Source organism: Bremerella sp. TYQ1 (assembly GCF_020150455.1).
GTDB classification, from domain to species: domain Bacteria; phylum Planctomycetota; class Planctomycetia; order Pirellulales; family Pirellulaceae; genus Bremerella; species Bremerella volcania_A.
Window position 1 is genome coordinate 1,432,936 of sequence record NZ_CP083740.1, and the last position, 21,986, is coordinate 1,454,921.

The following is a 21,986-nucleotide window of genomic DNA, read 5'->3' on the forward strand; positions in this document are numbered from 1 at the left end:
CGAAGCAGTTTGAGACGCTGCAGGATCACCCCGGTTTCTACTGGCTTCGCTCGCATGAACAGGTTAGCATCGCCAATTATCCCATCTGATTATCGTGATGCGTCGAGGCAGATAATGAACTGGACTTGCTCTTCTCGGCACCTCCTTTGTGCTGTTTCTATCGTTTTTCTCTCCACACTATGCGTCGCAGCGGAAGAGAGTCGAACTTGGACCGATGCATCCGGAAAGTTCTCGGTCGAAGCAAAGCTGCTCGAATTTAAGAACGGAGAAGCCATCCTACTAACCAACGATGGGCGGAAGCTTACGCTACAGGCTGATGTTCTGAGCAACACGGATCAGGCCTATTTGGAAAACATGGCCGACAACCCTTTTTCAGGCGGCGAAAAAGTTTCCGATGAGCCAACCGGGCTTTTTGCAAAAAACTACGAAATCGCCGAATTACCAACGGTCGGTAAGCGAGTCTTGCTAGCCGAAACGCAATTGCCAGATCCGATGGAAATCAAAGAGAGCCTCCAACGTCCAACGTTCGAGGTATTCGCTCAAAAGATTTCTAAACAAGATGCCTACGCAAAGTGCTCGGCTCCCATACTGATCGATAGCTCTCCACCAAGATATGCCGTCTCGGAATGTCGTGAAGGGAATGCGGTCGCGCCTGACCAGTTCGGACGAATTTACCTGGTGGATCCGAAATCGACAAAAACTGAACTGGCAGTCGATCTACCAGGAACACTCATTTTATTAGATCACCACATCGAATCAGGAAGAACTTTGGCGATCGTCAACGTCGAAGGTTCCACCTTACGTGGCGGCGATTTGGTGCTGCTTGAAGGGGTCGCAGAGAGCCCCCCGAAAGGTGTTTCGAAATGGCACCTGCCGGGATGGAATCAACGTGGTTTTAAACCCAAAGTAGAGTTCGCCCGACTGCTGGATAAGGACCGCGCGATTGTCCAACTCAATCGCGACATGTACGTCTGGAACTTGGGTAACGGCAAGTGTGAATTTCTTTTCAGTGACTTAACTTCGACCGTTCCCGAGATCAGCCCGGATCGCAGATTGTTGATTCTACCTGGCCCCAGTTCTGCGTCACTTATCGATCTAACTACCGGCAAATCTCTTGGTGAGATCCCGATCGCCGCCAACTTGAAACCGGAAGGCAAGTTTTCTCCAGATGGAAAACAGCTTGTCCTCGTCTCTGGCAAGCAGTTTGTCGTTTGGGATCTTCCCAGCGGAGAATTCGCCCAACAAGGAAGCTTCGAAGGGGTACCAGGGAAGTTGTACGGTTGGGTCGCATCTGACTTGGTTCTCACACAACTTCAAGGAATTGTCGATGTAAAAAACAACGCCGTACTTTGGCGATACAGCCTTCCGAGCTCCGAAGGTATGCTGACCATGCCTGGCGGCATAATGTTAGTGAGCAATGATTATGCAACGCAATCCAAGACATTCTTCGCCCTCCCGGTTCCTCACCCGCCTGTCGTACAGATTCGCGATCAGTTAGAAGATGCTTCGGAAGATTCGCTTGCCATCGGGCCCGGCAGCGAAGTCGCCCTGTTGATTGAAGCAGGCAGCGAATTCGATCGTGAAGAAATCCGCGAAAGTCTCAGCATTGCTGCAGTTCGCGCCGGGTGGAAAATCAACCCGTTTTCCCGCACCGTCCTGACGGCCACCATCTCGTACGGTTCACCGATCAAACTTCCTATTCCGGTATTCAATCCAAGATCTGAACGAAATCCATCACCTCAGTCGATAACCCCATGTCTCTTGGGCATGAAACTTAAGCACGACAGCGATTTAATCTGGAGTCGCTCTGCCGAAAGTATCGGTGGAGCCTCGAATCCAGCCAACAAAGACGCCCCAATAGATGAGAAGTTTCGTACGCCCGATCCAGAGAAAATTGCCAATACACAGTTACCGACGAAAATCCTAAAACAAGGATTCAATCAGCGTGCCGGTCGGTCTTCGCTTCGCAACGGCACCTGGCACGACTACTAATCTTGGGCGCGATTGACGTCAGCCAAATCTACGCTTCGTCTTCCGTGACGTCGACGAAGATTCTTCCTGCCTCCGTTTTAATTGCGTACCGATCTAAACGAATAGGACTCAGTTCGTGCTTGCCGGTCGTCACGTCGTACTGCCACCCATGCCAAGGACAAGTAACGATATTGCCACATAACTCTCCCTGACCGATCGGCCCTCCCTGGTGAGCGCACATACCATCCGTCGCGAAAAAACCTTCTTCGGTATGATAAATGGCGATCATCTTTTTTGCGGCGACCACCTCCAGAGCTTGTCCGATAGGGCAATCGGATTCTGCGGCAACATCGACCCAATTTGGCATCTAATTTCTATCCTCGGGCGGGCAAGTAACGTCGACAACCATTTGCACTAATCAACCATCCACCGGCTCATCAGGCGTTTCCAAAATCAACTGAAAAAACCCGAGATCCAGCCATCGTCCAAACTTGAAAGCGGCTTGCTTAATGGTCCCAGTGTGATCGAAGCCCAGTTTTTCGTGCAACCGAACACTTCCCTCGTTACTGAGGTCGATACCGCCGACAAGCACGTGCAAATTTTGCTGTCTGGCATGTTCGATTAACTTTCGCATCAGCGCCAGCCCCAGCCCTTTGCCTCGATGCTCTTTATGGACATACACCGAGTGCTCAACCGTGTATTTGTAAGCCGCCCAAGGCCGGAAGGTTCCGTAACTCGCGAACCCCATCAATTCGTGACTTTCATTAACCGCGCCGATGACGGGAAACTGGCCAACCTTCTTCGCTTCAAACCAAGCGACCATGCTTTCGGCTGGTCGAGGATGATAATCGTAGAGCGCAGTTGTATTTTCAATCGCATCGTTAAAGATATCGAGAATCGCCTCGGCGTGCTCTTCAAACGTACATGGAACAAACTGCATAAACATTGTCTCAAGCAGAAGGAAATCGGTAGGCCAACTATCATACCACAGTATCGTCGCATGACGCTTCTGCATGCGGACGCATCGCCTCTTCAGAAAAACGGCCATGATCCAGAAAGTGGGTCGTTTCAGTTAGCGCGACACGATGAAACAAAATACGATTATGGCCGCAAGCTATCTGAATCTGATCGTTCTGTTGCTTGAGGTAAGTACTACGGGAATGCACTAGAGCATCGTGCAAAGCGGTGATCACACCAAATTCCTGACAACCCGGTGGCGGCAGAAAATGGACCATACTCGTCTGTTCCGTTGAAATGTCCGTGAGGGCAGGGCATACATAGTGAAGGTACCGTGCGGCGATTCTCGCGACTTCCGCCCCATGATTCGGCGGGGCAAGCATCACCAATCGGCCTGGACGCTTCCACTTCATCTTCGAAAGTGCCGCGCGAAGAATGATTCCTCCCATGCTGTGGGTGACAAAATGCAACGGTCGATCGCCCTGACGTTTTTCGAGCAAATACCGACTTAAGCGTTCAGCGTGTCGCTGCACACTGTTTCCGGTACTCCAATAGTTCCACTTGGAAGGGGCAAAACCATTCGCCAATAAATGTCGAAACAAGGGGTGCATCACCCACCGATTGCCCCCAAGACCATGAATCAAGATTACTTCGACCGGGTCGAACTTGCTTCCATCGTCATCACCTAGAAGTCGCATCATTTCTTTAAGTACGTTTTGTCGAGCAAAGCAACTGAGTCGCAATCGGAGATTCTCTGCTCAGTGAGCTTTCTTGTACCAAAACTCGGTTGATGAGGGGATCCCGCCAGAAATATGCGCGATTTCCGCAAACCCCTCTTGGGGGATGCGATATCACCTTGACTTACGACATCGAAACAACTCCAATCGGAGGGATATCGCTCGCAATTATCGAGGAGTTTCTATTATGCTTCGTTTTTCGCTTTTCGTCCTGCTGCTGCTTCTAAGTCCTGCGATGGCACTCGCACAGGGTGGGCTATCGCCGGGCGCTCAGATGTACTCGGTACGAAATGCAACGCTCGACGAAGCATTGTCAAGCGTCAGATGGCAAGGACGTGTTCCTTCGCCCGAATCGATTGGTGACAAAACGCCGATCGTACTCGTTTATGCTACTTGGTGCCCAAAGTGCAACGTCTGGTCGCCAGAACTGTTTGCCGACCTGAAAGAAGCTGTCGCAGACAAACCGGTCGTGTTGTTCGCTATCAACGCAGACGAAACGACTCGAGGCGTCAGCTATGCTTTGGAACGAAACCTGGTCGGCCCCAACATTTTTCACGGCGACGATCCATCTATTGTCCAGCGGTTGGGACTTCAAACCGAATTGTTTCGATACTCTGTCTTTAAAGATGGCGTTCAAGCGAGTCGCGAGAGTGCCGGTAGCTATTTTCCCATGGACAACGGTACCAAAGAATTTGCGATTGTCCGCCAAGTAAGTACCGGACTCGACGGCAGCTTCTCAATCTTAACCGCTGACATGTCGCAGCCATTGAAAGAGCTACTATGGCCGGCAGAGATTGGCAGCCGACTAGACGAGCGTTCGCTCATTTCAATGCGTAAAAAAATGCAAGAGCCTTTGGCCAGCGAATTCAATACGGCCGTCGGAGGTTACTTAGATCGCCAAATAGAGAAGATCAAGCAGTCTCGTCAGGGGACCATTCCAGAACAGATCGAAGGCTATGAACTTGCCGACAAAGTTGCGACCGACTTCAAGTCGACTCCCCAAGGCCGGGCCTGTCGTGATTTGGTGAATAAGCTCGATGAAGACGAGACATTTCAAAACGAGCTGACGGCCAAAAAGCTATACGACCAAGGAATGCAGAAAGCGAATTCCCCTGTGACGCTCCGACGCATGATGGGCCGCGTTATCAGTCGCTATGCGGAAACGCATTACGGTCAGGAAGCTCAAAAAGCAATTGACTCGGCTTCGTAGTTAGCCTGCCTCAAGACTCGTTACACCGTAAATCATTTGGTGCTCCATCTCTGGCACCGCACCTAGGTACATACGCGTGCACTCAAAGACTTGCTGCATTCCCAAGTCTTTGCATAACGTCCACGCGTTAGGATTGTTCTCTGGCACATCCAAATAAACTGGACCATCCTGGGCACGCTGCACACAAGCATGTAATAACTTACGTGCTTGACGTGCGTCCTCGGATATCAGTGGACCAATCTTCCAACCACTTTGACATGGTCGTATCACCGCATATCCGGACAGACCATTAACGCCTCTGATTCCGAGTGCAAACGCGCCAGCTTGCGCTATCCAAGTCGACAAATACTTAGTCCGCTGACATGGAAAACCGTTTCGGTCCAACGATTCGACCTCCGTCCAATCAGCATTCGTCAATTCGAACACGTCCTCGTTCGCTTCGATCGATACCTGCGTTGGATCCAACATGAACCGGCAATGCCGAGTAAAAGGCTCGAAGCCCCCTTTGGCATAAAAGGGGATCATATGAGTCACAGCATCCATCCCAATCGTGCCGCCAGCGCTAAGCCGCTCTTGCAATCGATCCCTCCGTGCAAACCAAAGCTTTCTACCCAGCCCTTGGCCACGAAACTCTGGACGCATAATAAACAAACCCATGAAGCCGTAGGCAGGGCCATGATAAAAGGCGGCACCTGCTCCAGCCATTTCTCCTTCGACGTCGATCGCCATGAAACCAGCTTCATCAGCTGCCCAGAGATTTTTGGCGTCTTGAATTCCCGGATTCCATCCTTCGTCCGCTGCCCAACGGACAAGCTGCTCGACTTCGGAAAAATCCAAACTTCGCGTATTCATCTCTTGATTCCTGCGAAAGAATATTCATCCGTTTTCTGAATCATACCGCACGATTTCCCTTCACGCATTGGTTTGCCAATTCCTCGGAATTATAAGTTCCTTGACACGCCCTACTTGTCCTTCTACTCGACACAAACTACGGTCATTTACATGCCGAGTTTCCCACCTTAGGAGTCACATCATGAAAATTGCCCACTGGTCGCTTGCCGGTGCGATTCTGCTTCTCTTATCTCAAACAAACCTGCTTTTGGCCCAAGACGATGTTACCTGGCACGATGTCACAACATGGGGTGTAGAAGGGAGAATTCTGCCGGATCAAGAGCGTGCTCGCTGGTTCGATCGATTACCAGCCTCAGCAGAAGGCAAAGTGACTCCAGCCGTTTGGAGCCTCAGCCGAGACAGTGCCGGTATGGTGGTACGCTTTAAATCTGATGCAACCGATTTCTGGATCGACTATAAGCTCAAAGATGGTGGCATCGCGATGCCCCATATGCCAGCCACCGGCGTTAGTGGAGTTGATCTCTACGCTAAAGACGATGCCGGCAAATGGAAGTGGGTAGCGGTAACCAAACCAACGGCTCAAGTTGTGAAGACGAAGTGGATCGGCGGCCTCGCTCCCGGCGAGCGAGAATACGCCGCTTTTCTGCCTCTCTATAACGGTATCGATTACCTGAAAATTGGCGTAAAGCCGGAAGTGAAATTGGAAGGTCTTGCTCCTCGTAAGAAGCCAATCGTGTTTTACGGTACCAGCATCACACATGGCGCCTGTGCCAGTCGTCCAGGAATGGTCCACACGGCAATTCTCGGCCGATGGTTCGATCGCCCAGTGGTCAATCTCGGGTTTTCGGGTAACGGAAAGATGCATGAAGAAGTCGCTGACTACCTCGTGCAAGTCGACGCCGCGGTTTACGTGGTCGACTGTTTGCCCAATATGGGACCCTCCGACGTTGAAACTCGCTGCGTTCCGCTTGTGCAACAAATCCGGGCAGCAAAACCAGACACGCCGATTATTCTGGTTGAAGATCGACGCAACACGAATGACTGGATTTTACTGGCTCGAAGCAAACATCACACCGCAAATCATGCGGCCCTCAAAGCAGCCTACAAACAACTAACGGATGCCGGTGTAACCAACTTGTATTACATCGAAGGAGACAACTTATACGGCGATGACACAGAAGGTGCGACCGACGCTTCGCACGCGAGTGATTTAGGATTCATGCGTCAGGCCGAGATCTTCAAGCCTGTCCTTGAGAAAGCCCTGAGCTCGAACTAATCGTGACGAAGCAACGAGATCGCAGGCACTTTAATTGCCGAATCTATTGGTAAGTGCATATCGAAATGCTCGGCTAAGATGTCGAGCATTTCCTTTTTCGAACCTATAGGATATTTCGTTGCGTAGCCTTGAGCATCACGAATGGAAAATTCGTCGTTGAGCATCGTCAATCGCACACCATCAGGGGCTGCTTTCGCAACCATCAAGATGTTTCTGAAGCGAGAATCTGGATGAGTCGATGTGTACCAGTTGGCAACCTGGCGATCGATCAGCGGCATCTCTTCTAGCGTCAGCTGATAGATATCCTCCCAGTTACCACCTAGCTGGGCCTGATGAAAATAGAGTGCACCTTCCCTGATAATTCGCCGTGTCTCGTGTGGCGTGGGCAACTCTGTATCCAGTTCCAAACGAAGTACTGCCGTTGGACTTAAACCACCAACGCCAACATCGGCCAGATAGCTGTTGCCGTTCAAATCCACGCGTACTACGAGATGGGTCCGAGGGGTAATGGTTCCTCGGGGATAACCGAACATTACCCTGGCACTGAGAGTTCTGACCTGAAATCCCATAGACTCGAGAACGTGCAGCAATAAGCCATTTTGCTCGAAGCAGTACCCACCGCGACGATCTTTCACCAGCTTCTTTTGCAGCGACGCCGCATCCAGCCGGATCGGGCGTCCCATCAAAACGTCGAGATTTTCAAACGGAATTGTCAGAACATGGGCATGCACGATGCCGTTCAATACTTCAAGACTTGTGTCGCGGCTACCGTCATATCCAATTCGGTGCAGGTAGGCATCCAAATCAATTGTATTCTCGCCGCGGGAAACTGACTTATTATCGTTGGTTACCATCGAGACCGTTTCGGCAAAGTTCTGCTGTTCTATGAGAACGGACCAACCTACCGCACTAAGTGCCAATAGGAAATCCTATTGCCGATCTCTATTCCGGCGAATCGAGTTGTCTCATTTTTCAGCATGGGACGGTTTATCAAGAAAAACAGCGACCTGCGTTTAGTGAGCCGAGAAATCGGTTCAATAACGCAGGTCGCTGCCAGCAGGAAATGGCCTCTTGGCCGATGGTTCAGAGATCGAAGTTAATTCTTTTCAAGTGAGATCGGAATATCGTTCTCGCCTGATGCGACGCTAACACGCTCTGACGAAGCTCGATACTTTCGCCATTTGATCGGCTTTCCGATCGGGCGACCAGCTTCGTCCTCTTTCTGATCTGGCGGCATATACAGAACCTGATATTCGCCAGGCGTGACACCGTCGTTTCCGGCGGTGACCAACTCGTATCCACCGTCAGCACTAATCTTTCCGATCGCCGGTTTGATGCCGTCTTTGACAGGACGAAAGACGACACTGCCCCCATCTACCGTTTCGCCATCGGCAGTGACCATCCCGTTCACCGATGCATTGGCGCCGCACCCTACGAACACGACTAGTGAGAAGACGCCCAACAAATTTAAAGCGAGTGATTTCATGTTCGCTACCATTACGTGAAATGTTCGGATGTTCTAAGGCAACTGAGTACCGCAGGGAGAAGCTAGTACGCGTCCGCTGCGGTACCTGTTCCACGATATCATTCGTCGAACTTAGTTGGTGATCACGTTGCCATCGTTCATTTGACCCAAGTTGTCGTACGCGTCCAGGTTGATCGTTTCAGCAAGGAAGTGTACCGAGCCATCGCCATATAGGAACATCGCTCCACCTGGGTGAAGGCTTCCAAAACCTTTGTCCCACGAATCGGGATCAGCCGCTGGCCCGCCACCATTGCCTAGATTGATAGGGACTCCGTGCCAGGCTTCGCGTAGCGGTCCCCAGTGAGTCAACGAGGTACCGCTGCCCCCCTTAGGGCTTCCAGCCCAAACGGGATAGGTTGGGTTTTCTCCGTTAGGAGCTCCTGCCGTTCGTCCGCCACCCACTTCGCCAATGGCAATCGTGTTAGACAAGCCATCCGTCACATCGCGAAATCCACGGACCGAAGAAATGAAACGATTGAACATGCCATTGTTCGAGCCATGTCCCCAGCCCAAGCTGCCGGCGTAGTTCGACTTACCACACTGGTGTCCCATGTCGGTGCCTGGACGAACTTCCGGCAACGTATCCGACGGACAGACAAACATATCCAAGACGTTGGCTTCGGGACCTGGAGTTGTCCAGACACCATATTCGTGACAGCCACAATAGATCGAACCCGACTTTCCCGTTGGATCGGGAGGGTAGTTACCGGCTTCGTCGAGAATTTCGTCCCAGACGGCCGTTTGCTCAATAAACGGCAGAATGAACGTTCCCCATGTGTAACCACCATGACCAGAGCGGCTGCCGCCTGGAGGCAAGTTACCGTAGGTATCGTGAAAGTTGTGCAGGCCAAGACCGATCTGCTTTAGGTTATTCGAGCACTGCATACGGCGAGCAGCTTCTCGAGCTTGTTGAACCGCAGGCAACAGCAATGCGATAAGAACGCCAATAATGGCAATAACGACCAATAGTTCGACAAGAGTAAATCCACGTCGCGAGGCAAACGACCGTCGTGAGGCAATGACGTCGCAGTTCATTGAAGGGGCTCCGGAAATTTGGAAAAAGAAGATGCGAAAAGCAATGGCGATTATGAGGCGGCCATTGTTGTCCCCAATTGTATCATTTCCCTTGAATTTCCCTTGAACCAACGTCACGCATTTTGCGACAATTAGACGGGATGGTTCGTTCTCAGATCAGGACCCGATTCGCTAATTTTAGCGTATTTTCTGCTCAGAAAGCGGGCTGTTGCTCTTTAGATGATCAAAACAAAGCCCACGGATACGGTCACCCGCACGGAGGTCGACCTCGTTTTGCGACACACAAAGATCTTTTTTCTCAACGGAAAAATGACGACTTCATCTATGTCTTTATTTAGACCAACCATTTTTTGAGACAATCGCGTGACTGACCATCGTAGTTTTTTCCACTATTTGCCGATCACGGACCAAGACATGGAATTCGGTTTCTATGTCACGGGAGGTGGCTGTGGAACGGTCCCGCCAGACTCAGACTATCCACCAAACCAACACCCCGGTGTCTACCAATTCTCTTGGGAGCGTGGTCGCGAGTTGCCAGAGTTTCAGATTCAATTCATTAGTGACGGCCGCGGAGAGTACGACTCAAAGGTTACTGGGCATATCGATATCGAACCGCCAACGCTCTTCTTACTTTTCCCAGGCGTGTGGCATCGCTATCGGCCAATTCGCCGCATCGGCTGGCACGAACGCTGGATCTCTATTCATGGCGAGTTCATGCATCGGCTGTACGAAAACGGTCTGATTTCTCCGTCGCGGGCTTTTGCCAAACTTCATCCTGGGCAAGTCGCTCCATTTCTTGAAACGTTCGATCGCCTTCTCGATCGGATTCACGGCGATCCACTTCGGCATACTCCAGCCGTGTGTGCCAATGCGATGGAACTCTTAACGCTTGCCCTGGAGCGTCTACCGAAGCCTGATCCGACGGCGTCCATAGCTCCCAAAGGAAGAACTAGCCCTGTGGCCGATCCGATTGTTAATCGTGCGTTAGATATCATTTGGACACGGAGCGATCGTCCACTTTCAGTCAATCAATTGGTTAGTACGCTTCCCACAACCAGGCGAACACTAGAGCGAAAGATGATGGCCCACCTCGGCCATACTGTTTTGGACGAAATCAATCATTGCCGACTTTTTCGTGCTAAACGTCTGCTAACCGAGACCGGTCTACCGATCAAATCGATTGCCTACTTGGCAGGGTTTAGCAGCCAGGAACGCTTGCGCCGTTTAATGATCTCTGAAGAAGGTTGCCCACCTGGCGAGTATCGTAGACGAAGCCGCGATGGCACTTAGCAATAATCTACGAAACCTCATTGCGGCGAAAGCAAGTCTGAGAATGGTCGTTGACCATACCGATCGCTTGCATCCAGGCATACACAATCGTCGGCCCTACAAACTTGAAACCGCGGAGTTTCAAGTCCTTTGAGATCGTTTCGGACAAAGGAGTCGATACAGGCACAGACTTCCCATTGCCCTGAATCGTCTTACGACCAGAAAACGCCCAGCAGTAATCGCTGAAGTCTTCTCCCTGCTTCGACATCGCACAAAAGATCTTCGCACCTTGAATAGTCGCTTCAATTTTGGCACGTGAGCGAACAATTGCGGCGTTATCTAAGAGCTTCTCCACGCGGGTCTCTCGAAAACGTGCCACTTTTACTGGATCAAACCCTGCAAACGCTTCTCGAAATGCCTCTCGTTTTCTAAGCACGGTTATCCAGGAAAGTCCTGCCTGAAATCCTTCCAGCATCAGCATTTCCCAGAGACGGCGCGAATCGAATTCGGGTACACCCCATTCCTCATCATGGTAGGCCTGCATCTGCCCATCGGCCCCGGCCCAGCGGCAGCGTTGCTTTTCCATTGGTTGCGGCATGGCTTGCTACGGCTTGTCGGCTAGTTTCCAGAATTCAGGCTTGGTCTCGCGTAAGATCTCTGCAATCGCCTGGCGGTCTTCGCGACTCAGATGATCGAACTTTTCATCCTTATCGTTGCCTTCCAAGATAACACGCAGCTTGACGGCGATGTAAGCCTGCATTTCAAGGGGCAGGGCGTCGAATGTTTTCGAGTAAATCATGTAGCTACACGGATACTTAAACAGTCGTGTTCGCAGATCCAGTTGCCGAAGTGATCTACCCTGCGAGTCGGTTGGCCCTTTGTGTTGAAACTCCGTCGCGAATTTTGACGTACCTTCTATAGCATCGGTCAGTCTTGCTTCATCAACGAAAAGCATGTGTTCAACGACTTTGTCTCCAGCGGTGGAAATCCTGCGTAACGTTGACTCGCTGACATAATCGCTTGGACGTTCAAGGGCTTTATTCATCACCTGATCATGATGCGCCGATCGTCGTGCTTCGTGGCTTGCAAGCGTCAAATAGTTCTGCATTTGCAACTGATGCTCAAGTACCATCAACGCCACAATATCGCTGTGCGGCGTCAGATACTTTTCTACCGCAAAGTACTCACTCAGATCGGTAACGTTTGCTCCGGCATCACGGTCAATTTTCTCGGGGGCATTCCGATCTTTGGAAATCACATTTCCCATGTGCCGCATTTGTCCGTGGGAGCCGGTTACGTACCAACCTCCCCAGCGTTCCTCCAAAGGACTTGTTTGATCGGTGTTAAATGTCCCTGCTCCATAATGCGGCATGCCACCGGCGTTAACATACATCGATCGCACTAGCCCCCCAGGCACACGCTGCGTTCGCGATGATGAATGGCAGACGGTGCATTGCCCTTTATCTCGGACGAACTTAGGGGACTCAGTCGACTCTTGTCCAAGCGTATAAAACACTTCCCCGCGGACTGGATCTGTCGTCATGATTTCGACGACATCGCCGCGCTGAACCCAGCCAACGTACGAATCGTCGTTAAAATAAAGCGCTCGCGGGCGACGCGGTGAAATGTTCTGCAGCTGAAAACTTGTCTTCGAGTAAACCAACACCTGGGATTCCGGCGAGATCTCCAATGCTTTAAGAACCGAAGCCAAGTAGCCATGGTCTTCATCGGACGTAAGTTGTTCGACACCTTCGTCTATTCGGTCTTGAAGTTGTGCGATCGGATTATCGACCGAGGGCTGGCTATAGTTGATCGGTTCCTGGTCGTAGGTCTCTTGCGCCCAAACCGGGGCAGTAATGAATGCGATCCAAACTAATGAGAACCTTGGCCAGCTCATGAAGCCACCTCGATCGATTCGCGAGAGTTCAGGCAATCCGCTAATGACGCCTGAATTTGCTAGGAAGGTGTTGTCGTGTGAAGTCCAAGGTACCTCCCCCTTAACTGGACGTCAACATCCACTTTAGGATCTAATTTCGTTGAAGATCGGTAGCACACCCCGCTATACTCGTTTTTTGGCGTCGCAAGCATCCTCAACGGAATCGCATGATATGAATCGTATTCTCTCCTCGAAGTTACTTCTTTGTCTGGCCCTATTGTTAGTTTCAAGTTCCGCGGTCGAAGCGGAGCAGCGCCCCAATATCATTATCATGATGGTCGACGATCTGGGTTTTTCTGATTTCGGTTGCTACGGCAGCGAAATCGAAACTCCCAACATCGATGCACTCGCCCAAAATGGACTTCGTTTTCGCAACTTCTATAACACCGGAAAGTGCCACTCTTCACGTGTTTCATTGCTGACCGGACTTTATTGCGATCAAGCAGGCAGCGAGTCGCTTAAGCGTGGCGTCACAATCGCCGAAGTCCTCGGCCAATCGGGCTATACCACGGCAATGGTTGGCAAATGGCATCTTAGCAAGCAGCCAACCGACTTTGGCTTTCAGCGCTACTTTGGCCACCTTTCCGGGGCTACGAACTTCTTCACCGGCGATGAAACGTTTCGCCTTAATGGTGAGAAGTGGGATGACTTCGGCGACGATTTTTACACAACCGATGCCAATCTTAAGTGGGCGAAGACGTTCCTCAACGAGTCCCTAACCGAATCGCCAGACAAACCGTTTTTCCTTTATATCGCCCAGAACGCACCCCATTATCCGTTGCATGTTCGGGAAGAAGACTATCGCAAATATGAAAACCGCTACCGTGAAGGGTGGGACCAGCTTCGATCGGAACGTTATCAGCGTCAGTTGGAGATGGGGCTGATACCTAAAGATTGGGCTCTTTCGCCTCGTCCCGAACTCGTCCCGGAATGGGACGCTTTGACGGAGGAACAGCGAGACTGGGAGCGCCGTCGCATGGCAGCATTTGCTGGCATGGTCGACCGAATCGATCAGACGACAGGAAAGCTTGTCGAGTTCTTGAAGGAGAAACAGGTCTTCGACAACACGCTGATATTGATTTGTTCCGACAATGGTGCGTGCCCCTTTGATCGAACGCGCGGCAAGCAATACGAACCATGGGATCCTCGCTCTTACTGGTGCTACGACACTGGCTGGTCACACGTCGGCAATACCCCGTTTCGGCTACATAAACAAAATCAGCACGAGGGAGGCATTTCGTCTCCTCTTATCGTGCATTGGCCGGACGGTTTGAAAACCAAACCTGGCACAATTTCGTCGCAGCCAGGTCATCTGATCGATTTTATGGCCACATGCGTTGACGTTGGAAATTCGAAGTACCCGAGTGACTGGCCCGGCCGAAAATTAGAACCCCTGCAAGGCAAATCACTCGTGCCGATCTTACAAGACCAGACACGTGAGCCGCACGAATTTCTGTATTTCCACTTCGCAACGAACCGCGCGATCAGGCTGGGGAAATGGAAAGTCGTAACCCACCGTGCCTCTCGCTGGGAGCTCTACGACATTGAAAAGGATGGCACCGAACTGAACGATCTCGCCGCAGAAAATCCGGCACTCGTCGAAGAGTTATCACAGTTGTGGCATAAAACGGCATCCGAAATCGATCACTTGCCGGAAAAGCAGACCAAACCGGTTTCTGGTAAAAAACCTCCTCTACTTAAGAAGGAAGGAACACCTGCGAAGTGACGTTCTCGCCTAAGCTTGGTTGCTCTGGATAGGCGGATTCGGGTACGTTGTGTCCCAATCGCCACCATAACATTCTCGGCACTGGGCAATAGCAAGCATGATCGTCACAGAAAAAGACAGCTGGTTCGGTATGATCTTCGCCGTTCATGGAACGACGATGGAACACATCTGGCCACGCATTGCGATTGTGTTCGTGTGGTCGATCTTGATCACATTCGTTGCTTATGTTTTTCCGGACCACGCCTATTCGCTGACGATGGCTCCGTTCACGGTCGTTGGTCTGGCGTTGGCCATTTTTCTTGGCTTTCGAAACACGGCGGCTTACGACCGGTACTGGGAAGGACGAAAGCTCTGGGGCCGGATGGTCAATGTCTGTCGCAGTTTCACTATGCAGATTAATACGTTGATCGACGATCCCAATGCCTCGGATTCGCCAGACGTGAAAGAGCGTCGACAGGTCATGGCGATCGAGATGATCGCCTATATCCATGCACTTAGGCATCGATTACGCGAATCCGATGCCGGTGAGGAAATAAGCAAGTTTCTTCCCAACGATGACCAACTTGCCCATGATTTGAAACAGGATAACCTACCGGCCGCCATTGCTGATCGCATTTCACGGAACATCAACGCGGCCTGGCGGGAAGGTAAGTTAGATACGTACCATGTGCCGCTCTTGCATGAATGCCTAACGGAGATGCTGGCCATTCAAGGAGGTTGCGAGCGGATCAAGAGCACGCCAATTCCTTTTACTTACAGCGTGCTGACGCACCGTTCTGTGTTTATTTACTGCATGGCACTTCCCTGCGGCCTACACGACACCGTTCATCTTATGACACCTCTAGTGGTCGGCCTGGTCGCCTACTTTTTTCTCGGTCTCGATGCGGTCGGCGACGAAATCGAGCAGCCATTCATGACCGACGACAACGATCTTCCACTGTTGCAACTGACCACCATGATCGAACGCAACATTCGCCAACTGTCAGGTCAACCAGAAGAAGACCTGCCAGCACCAATCACACCGGTCGACCATTTATTGACGTAAGGGAGCAGGAATAGCCCATTTTATGCCTGCGAAGGACTGATTAACCTTCGATGAATTTATGCTGCAAGTACCCCCGGCGCCTCGTCTTGCTAAGGTAAACTGACTGGCCTTGCAACGTTGCTTTAACGCTTTGTGTCTGCTTAGTTGGTGCCATGACATCTCATAGAGATCAAACCGCAAATAAATGGTTGCTTGCGGTCATGCTTCAAATCTCTGGCGCCTGTGCACTAACGTTTCAGGTAATCTGGATCCGCGAGTTCCGCTCGATTTTTGGAGCGACAACCAGCGCGTCAGCGGCAGTTCTCGCGATCTTTATGGGTGGCCTGGGCGTTGGCAATTTAATCTTTGGCTCTCGAATTGATCGCTCGCGAAGGCCACTTCGCTTTTACGCATTTTTGGAACTAGGCATCGCAGCATCCGCAGCCCTTAGCCCATTTCTGATTGAATGGGTACGAAGCTTCTATTTTTACCTGGGAGGCCAGCAGACACTCGGCCTTCATTGGGCCACCCTACTGCGACTGTTAGCATCCGCGACCGTTCTTTCACTGCCCACTATATTGATGGGCGGTACTATGCCAGCGGTAGCCAAAGCGGTCTCGGACGACACAGACGAACACCGCCAGGCGATGGCGCTGCTATACGGGATAAATACACTTGGAGCCGTTTCAGGAGCGTGGATAAGCAATTTTGTCCTGCTCGAACTATTAGGTAACCAAGGACTGCTTTGGCAAACCTGCCTAGTTAACGGCCTTCTTGGATGCGTGGCATGGTACTACGCGAGTCGTCTTCAAAGTTCAGAAGCGGTTGCCCAAAGCCCATCGAAAACATCTGCAATCCCTGCCGAGGAACGACAAAACAACGATTCAATTTGGATTGTCTGTGTGGCATCTGCGGCGGTCGGATGCGTTTTCTTTTTGATGGAAATCGTCTGGTACCGCATGCTTGGTCCACTGCTTGGCGGCACGACGTATACGTTTGGTCTAATTCTCTGCACGGCTCTACTAGGAATTGGATTGGGCGGGGCGATCTACAGTTTTGTCGGCAAATGGATTAAGCCGACCCTTTCCTGGCTCGCACTGACTTGTTCGTGTGAGGCTTTATTGTTGGCGATTCCATTTTGGTGGGGCGACGATATCGCCCTGTGGGCGCTTCGCCTGCAGGAAGCGTCGATTACTTCATTCCAGCAACAGATTTGGCATTGGATGCAAATAGCGTCGTTTGTGATTCTTCCGACGGCGGTCGTTGCTGGATTTCAGTTTCCATTAATCGTTGCAATTGCAGGCAAGGGAAATCACGACATTGGGAAACATGTTGGCTGGACGTTTGCCTCCAATACCGTAGGAGCAATCACCGGTTCGTTAATCGGAGGTTTCTTTCTACTCCCCATGCTTAGCGCTCCTGGGCTTTGGCAGGCTTGTGTTGTCATCCTTGCCATTCTTTCTGTCGGTCTCTTCTGTTTCGACGCTGGTCGGCAAACACTTTCCAGTATCTCAATTTCGGCGATCTCGCTTGTCGCTATCCTCGCTATCGCGACAGGAGGTCCCTCGGCTGTTTGGCGGCATTCGGGAATTGGTGCCGGTCGAGCACATCTTGCGGACAACCTCCCCAATTCAATTCGAGATTTCACCCAGGGAGCACGCCGCAAGGTTGTCTGGGAATCGGAGGGGTTAGAGTCGAGCATTGCGATCACTGCCAACGATGGTCTTTCATTCATCGTTGATGGTAAGAACGATGGAAATGCTTACTCAGACGCGGGGACGCAGATTGGGCTTGGAATCTTAGGACCGATCCTTCACCCGAATAGTGAGTCGGGTCTCGTCATTGGGCTTGGTACTGGAGAATCGGCGGGGTGGTTCGCTGCCCAACGCCCGGTTAAGCACGTTGATGTTGTCGAACTAGAACCATCGGTCGTCAAGATGGCCGAACTATGTGCGTCGGTAAGCCAAGACGCGCTAGACAACCCTAAACTTCATTTGCACTTTAACGATGCCCGAGAATTTCTCTTTACGACCCAGCGAAAATACGACGTCATCATTTCCGAGCCTTCGAACCCTTATCGGGCCGGAATCGCGAATCTGTATACCAAGGAGTTCTATCAGTCCGTTGACAATTGCCTGACTGACAATGGACGTTTCTTGCAATGGCTACAAGGCTATGAAATCGACTCTCGAACAGTAGAAGTCGTGATCGTTACTTTGCGATCAGTATTCCCCGACGTTCAAGTGTGGCAAACGAAGTCGCGCGATATGGTGTTCGTTTGTGGTCGCGTGCCGACATCTTCAGATAACTATCTTGCTGCGATTGAGAGCAAGATCCGTGAACCAATGATGCGCGAGGCCCTGCGTCTTGGGTGGCGAGTGAATGATTCGGCTGGATTTCTCGCCCGCTACGTTTGCGGTTCTCAAACGCTTGACTCGATCGTCGCCGATTCGCACTTTCGACCTAACACAGACGATCGAAACCTTCTCGAATACGCGTTCGCAAAAAGCGTCGGCAAGACGACACCATTTTCTATCACGGACCTGCAAGCGAAAGCAATTTCCTTAAACGACGACTTACCATTATCAGTTTCGCAGGAAGAAAGAGATAAAATCATTCGCCGAAGAATGTCGATGCATGCCTACCTGGGCGGTATTGTGCCGGTCGATAATTCGCTCTCAAAGAACGAGCAACAACGGGCTCACGCGCTGAATGCTTATCTCCAAAAAAATTTCGTCCACGCGAATGCTCTTTTCGATTCTGCAGGTGTCGACGAGTTATGCCCCGTCGAGGCGGTCCTTTACGCCCATACTTGTGCGGAGTCGAAAAAACCAATCGATCCACAAATACTTGAAACGGTAAAGCAGCATAGTCTCACCGAATTTCACGCGATCCAAGCAATAGCTAAAAATCGCAACAAGCAATACGCCGAAGCGGCGCAGCATATCAATGAGATGTTAAGCGAACTACAAACCGATCCATGGGCTCTTTCGCAGATCTTAAGGGCATCGTTCGTTCCAATGGTTGAAATCGCAGAGCGTGATCGGAATGCAGGTGCACAATTCTTCGAGGGTCTTAGCTCTCCCTTCGCCATGCACCGGATGGCAGACGAACGTTTACTAGTTCGGTATTTGATCGCGGAAAACCTGACCGAAAAGACAGCCTTAGAAGCGATGCAAGCTTTGGAGCCTCACGTTCCTTGGCGAGAGTCTCTACTATTGGCGCGTGCAAGAATTTACGAAAAGACCAACCACCCGCTTCGCGAGCAGGCTAGAAAAGATCTCCTCGAGTTCACCTCACAAAAGTAGTTGCCCCACTTCCTGCCTAACGCCGCGAACCCTGTCTTCCCATTAATCCGCTGCGTAATTGGGATCATCGCCAGGTTTTTCACTTACCCTCCAACGTCGGGGATCGCGATGGTCGGTGGCTTCTATTTCAGGGCTAAACCTCTCGGATTTCCACAGACGAACCGTGGGGGTGGTTGTCGTGTCATGTAGATCTGTTCTGTTGACGCAGAAAGCTCGGCTATCTTGTCCTAGCTTGGAACAACGCCCCGGAAAGAGAAGTAGGTTAACCGCAGATGACGGAGCAAACGGTCACGGATTCCGTAGAAGACTCTTCCGAGAGCCATTCCCACAGCGCAGAGGAACCCGGCGTTCACCTGTCGCTGACAGTACTTCTCGCTGCCACGGTCGGCTTAGTTGTCGGGAATCTTTATTACGCCCAACCACTGTTGCCATTGATTGCCAGCGAACTTGGCTTGACGGAAGCTCAAGTGGGAGGCGCGGCAACATTAGGCATGTTGGCACAAGCTGGCGGCATGTTATTTCTTTTGCCGTTAGGCGATATCTATGATCGACGGCCGTTTATCCTGGCTTCAGTAGGCTCTTCCATTCTTTCTCTGCTGGCTGTTTCGACGTCTAACGGCATCGTTTGGTTTTCGGTGGCTTGCTTCGTACTAGGGCTTTCGACTATCGGTACCCACATGACGATATCGCTGGCAGCAAGCCTTGCTCATGAGCGTCAGCGAGGGTTTGTCGTTGGTACTGTTTTCGGCGGACTCCTGACAGGCCTCCTCATGTCGCGAGCTTTAAGCGGGCTGCTCGGTTCGATATGGGGCTGGCGTCCTGTTTACTATCTTGCCGCCGGAATGCTTTCCGTCTTGTTCTTATTGCTGTGGGTGAAACTTCCCAAGTCTGCCCCCCAATCTCGACTGACCTATCCGCAGCTACTGCAATCGATGGGAACGCTTTTGCGAAACGAACCGGTCCTACGCGCCGCGTGCGTTTATGGAAGTGCTTCGTTTGCTGGGTTCGGTGCATTTTGGGTGACACTTGCGTTTCACCTCGAACAACCACCGATGGAATATGGCAGCGATGTCGCCGGCATGCTGGGACTCTTAGCGATCGTCGGCGCGATTGCGGCAGGGCCAGTTGGGAAACTAGCAGACAAAGTTGGCGCTGTTTATATCCAAGGGCCATCTCTTTTGCTTACCTTCGTGTCCTTCGTAGGTATGGGCCTATGGGGAACATCGCTATGGGTGCTCGCCATTGGTGTCATCTTAATGGACTTGGGGATGCAGGCCGTTCACGTTTGCAATCAGTCTCGCATTTACAGCCTGATTCCCGAAGCTCGTAATCGTCTTGGTGCGGTGTACGTGGTGACCTACTTCCTAGGCGGCTCGGTCGGATCGGCCATCGGAGTTTGGGCATGGACTCGTTGGGGCTGGACCGGTGTCTGCTTTAGTGCCTCGACGTTTCTTTTCATTGCACTTGCCAGTTTCGCGGCACAGCGAATTAAACATCGCTCGCAGCAGATCTCGAGTGATTCTGATCCTCAGCCTGCCTCCTGTAGTCACCGAGGATAAAGGAGGCGAAGGGAAATCTTCGAGATTCCTTTCCTTTGCCACATCGACTTCGCTATCATAGCGCCCGGGCGACGGGATGCGTTAAGCTGGGCTTGAAGACCATCGCGTCGACCAGGCCTCTCTGGGGTTACCCCAGGGGATCTTCAGTGGTTGTCCATTTCGCCGCGTGAGTTGACCTGCGTTTCACGCAGAACGACTCACGCCAGACCGGATTCGTTAGCCAGCCCGTCGCCCACTTTGTATGCATTCTCGAAAGCTGCTTGCCGCTACTTTAGCATCTGCCTTTGTCGGTGGCCCAGTTGAAACTGACGCGCTTGTCGAGCACGTTCGCGTTTTGCTTCTCGACAAACGCAAACAGCGATGGCTCAAGCCATTGGTCAAACGTTTCGTCCAAGCATCTTCCGTCGGACCACGTCCGCGCCAACCTCAAGTCGAAGCATTTCTTCTGGCAGACTATGGCTTCCTCAAGGCATACCACAAGAATCACATACGCCTATCCGGAGCATTAGCCCCCTCGCCGGTTATGTCCTCAACAATCGAGAGCATAACCTCTTCGGATCGCATTTCCCTTATCACGCCGGCGGAGTTAGCGCGATGGCTGGACCTGCCAATTCGAGAGCTCGATTGGTTTGCCGATCGTCGCGGCTGGGAAGCAAAACATGCGAACGCAAAGCTACAACATTATCGCTATCTAACGTTCGCCAAGCCTTCGGGAGAGACACGTTTAGTAGAAGCTCCCAAATCCAGACTGAAAGGCATACAACGTCGAATTAACACCGACATCCTGAATCACGTTCGGCCGCATGAAGCAGCCCATGGATTTCGAGCTGGCCATTCGGTCCGATCCTTTGCCGAACCTCACGTTGGAAAGCGTGTGGTGCTGAAGCTCGACCTTCGCAATTTCTTTCCATCGATCCGTGCCGCTCAGATTCACGCCATCTTTCGCTCTATCGGCTACCCCGATGCCGTTGCCAGCCTGCTGACCGGGCTCTGTACCAACACGACTCCATCGGAAATCTGGGAAGAGCGGTTGCCCCTAGCGTTAGACTTCCCAATGTATGAACGACCTCATCTTCCTCAAGGGGCGCCTACCTCTCCGGCCCTCGCAAACCTGGCTGCCTATCGACTGGACGCCCGTCTTGGTGGACTCGCCAAGTCGGCTGGTGCCAACTATACCAGGTATGCCGACGACTTAGCGTTTTCCGGGAATACCCCCTTCGAGAGAGTTGTCCGGCGGTTTGCCGATCATGTTGCAGCTACGGTGATGGAAGAAGGTTTCTTCGTTCATCACCGCAAGACACGCATCATGCCCCAAGGCGTTCGTCAGCGGATTGCCGGCGTTATCGTCAATGAGCACCTGAATGTCGATCGGCGTACATACGACCGATTGAAGGCCGTGCTTACCAACTGTATTCGGCTAGGTCCCGATTCGCAGAATGTCGATGCCCACGAACATTATCGCCACCACCTGGAAGGACAGGTTTCCTGGGTCGAATCGATCAATCCACAGCGAGGCCAACGGTTGCGTGAGTTGTCAAATCGAATTATGTGGTAGTCATCTCACAAAATTCGGATTGCCAAAAGCGTGAAAGTTTGGCTCG

Annotated in this window: 18 protein-coding genes; 9 read left to right on the plus strand and 9 right to left on the minus strand. The window is 51.7% G+C overall.

Annotated elements, in window-relative coordinates; all coding sequences use genetic code 11:
* Positions 1 to 114 precede the first annotated feature (114 nt).
* Positions 115 to 1,992: an SHD1 domain-containing protein gene (locus LA756_RS05145; RefSeq protein ID WP_224438806.1), complete on the plus strand. Its 1,878-nt coding sequence runs from the start codon at positions 115 to 117 to the stop codon at positions 1,990 to 1,992.
* 28 nt (positions 1,993 to 2,020) lie between these two features.
* Here LA756_RS05145 and LA756_RS05150 read toward each other — a convergent pair whose 3' ends face one another.
* Genes LA756_RS05150 through LA756_RS05160 form a run of 3 tightly spaced genes read right to left on the minus strand, consistent with a single transcriptional unit; the run spans position 2,021 to position 3,629 of the window.
* Positions 2,021 to 2,338, minus strand: a complete 318-nt coding sequence (locus LA756_RS05150; RefSeq protein ID WP_224438807.1) for a Rieske 2Fe-2S domain-containing protein — start codon at positions 2,336 to 2,338, stop codon at positions 2,021 to 2,023.
* Between the two features lie 51 nt (positions 2,339 to 2,389).
* Positions 2,390 to 2,911: a GNAT family N-acetyltransferase gene (locus LA756_RS05155; protein ID WP_224438808.1), complete on the minus strand. Its 522-nt coding sequence runs from the start codon at positions 2,909 to 2,911 to the stop codon at positions 2,390 to 2,392.
* 40 nt (positions 2,912 to 2,951) lie between these two features.
* Complete coding sequence (locus LA756_RS05160) at positions 2,952 to 3,629, minus strand: triacylglycerol lipase (protein WP_224438809.1); 678 nt, start codon at positions 3,627 to 3,629, stop codon at positions 2,952 to 2,954.
* A gap of 223 nt (positions 3,630 to 3,852) precedes the next feature.
* Between LA756_RS05160 and LA756_RS05165 the strand changes: the two genes are divergently transcribed.
* On the plus strand, positions 3,853 to 4,875 hold the full coding sequence (locus LA756_RS05165; protein ID WP_224438810.1) for a hypothetical protein: 1,023 nt from the start codon (positions 3,853 to 3,855) through the stop codon (positions 4,873 to 4,875).
* On the opposite strand, the gene LA756_RS05170 is transcribed toward LA756_RS05165, so the two are convergent.
* Positions 4,876 to 5,727: a GNAT family N-acetyltransferase gene (locus LA756_RS05170; protein WP_224438811.1), complete on the minus strand. Its 852-nt coding sequence runs from the start codon at positions 5,725 to 5,727 to the stop codon at positions 4,876 to 4,878.
* A gap of 181 nt (positions 5,728 to 5,908) precedes the next feature.
* Between LA756_RS05170 and LA756_RS05175 the strand changes: the two genes are divergently transcribed.
* Positions 5,909 to 7,003 carry an SGNH/GDSL hydrolase family protein gene (locus LA756_RS05175; RefSeq protein ID WP_224438812.1) on the plus strand — a complete coding sequence of 365 codons (1,095 nt, stop codon included), beginning with the start codon at positions 5,909 to 5,911 and terminating at the stop codon, positions 7,001 to 7,003.
* Here the strand turns inward: LA756_RS05175 and LA756_RS05180 are convergent.
* The 3 genes from LA756_RS05180 to LA756_RS05190 all read right to left on the minus strand — a co-directional run bounded on the left by LA756_RS05180 (position 7,000) and on the right by LA756_RS05190 (position 9,563).
* Positions 7,000 to 7,923 carry an arylamine N-acetyltransferase gene (locus tag LA756_RS05180; protein WP_224438813.1) on the minus strand — a complete coding sequence of 308 codons (924 nt, stop codon included), beginning with the start codon at positions 7,921 to 7,923 and terminating at the stop codon, positions 7,000 to 7,002. The genes LA756_RS05175 and LA756_RS05180 overlap by 4 nt on opposite strands.
* Positions 7,924 to 8,099: 176 nt before the next feature.
* Positions 8,100 to 8,489 carry a hypothetical protein gene (locus tag LA756_RS05185; protein WP_224438814.1) on the minus strand — a complete coding sequence of 130 codons (390 nt, stop codon included), beginning with the start codon at positions 8,487 to 8,489 and terminating at the stop codon, positions 8,100 to 8,102.
* 111 nt (positions 8,490 to 8,600) lie between these two features.
* Positions 8,601 to 9,563, minus strand: a complete 963-nt coding sequence (locus LA756_RS05190; protein ID WP_224438815.1) for a DUF1559 domain-containing protein — start codon at positions 9,561 to 9,563, stop codon at positions 8,601 to 8,603.
* 363 nt (positions 9,564 to 9,926) lie between these two features.
* Here LA756_RS05190 and LA756_RS05195 point away from each other — a divergent pair, with 363 nt between their 5' ends.
* Complete coding sequence (locus LA756_RS05195; RefSeq protein WP_224438816.1) at positions 9,927 to 10,853, plus strand: AraC family transcriptional regulator; 927 nt, start codon at positions 9,927 to 9,929, stop codon at positions 10,851 to 10,853.
* A gap of 7 nt (positions 10,854 to 10,860) precedes the next feature.
* On the opposite strand, the gene LA756_RS05200 is transcribed toward LA756_RS05195, so the two are convergent.
* Positions 10,861 to 11,430, minus strand: a complete 570-nt coding sequence (locus LA756_RS05200; protein WP_224438817.1) for a DNA-3-methyladenine glycosylase I — start codon at positions 11,428 to 11,430, stop codon at positions 10,861 to 10,863.
* 6 nt (positions 11,431 to 11,436) lie between these two features.
* The gene (locus LA756_RS05205) at positions 11,437 to 12,729 is read right to left on the minus strand and encodes a hypothetical protein (protein ID WP_224438818.1); all 1,293 of its coding nucleotides are present in this window, start codon (positions 12,727 to 12,729) and stop codon (positions 11,437 to 11,439) included.
* A 211-nt stretch (positions 12,730 to 12,940) separates the two neighbouring features.
* Between LA756_RS05205 and LA756_RS05210 the strand changes: the two genes are divergently transcribed.
* The 5 genes from LA756_RS05210 to LA756_RS05230 all read left to right on the plus strand — a co-directional run bounded on the left by LA756_RS05210 (position 12,941) and on the right by LA756_RS05230 (position 21,940).
* Positions 12,941 to 14,494, plus strand: a complete 1,554-nt coding sequence (locus tag LA756_RS05210; protein ID WP_224438819.1) for an arylsulfatase — start codon at positions 12,941 to 12,943, stop codon at positions 14,492 to 14,494.
* Between the two features lie 97 nt (positions 14,495 to 14,591).
* A complete protein-coding gene (locus LA756_RS05215) occupies positions 14,592 to 15,539 on the plus strand; it encodes a bestrophin family protein (protein ID WP_224438820.1) in 948 nt (315 codons plus the stop codon).
* Between the two features lie 200 nt (positions 15,540 to 15,739).
* On the plus strand, positions 15,740 to 18,826 hold the full coding sequence (locus tag LA756_RS05220; protein WP_224438821.1) for a fused MFS/spermidine synthase: 3,087 nt from the start codon (positions 15,740 to 15,742) through the stop codon (positions 18,824 to 18,826).
* A gap of 272 nt (positions 18,827 to 19,098) precedes the next feature.
* Positions 19,099 to 20,385 (plus strand): MFS transporter, encoded by a 1,287-nt coding sequence (locus LA756_RS05225; RefSeq protein WP_224438822.1) that lies wholly within the window; start codon positions 19,099 to 19,101, stop codon positions 20,383 to 20,385.
* Positions 20,386 to 20,626: 241 nt separating this feature from the next.
* Positions 20,627 to 21,940 carry a reverse transcriptase family protein gene (locus tag LA756_RS05230; RefSeq protein WP_224438823.1) on the plus strand — a complete coding sequence of 438 codons (1,314 nt, stop codon included), beginning with the start codon at positions 20,627 to 20,629 and terminating at the stop codon, positions 21,938 to 21,940.
* The last annotated feature ends 46 nt before the right edge of the window (positions 21,941 to 21,986 follow it).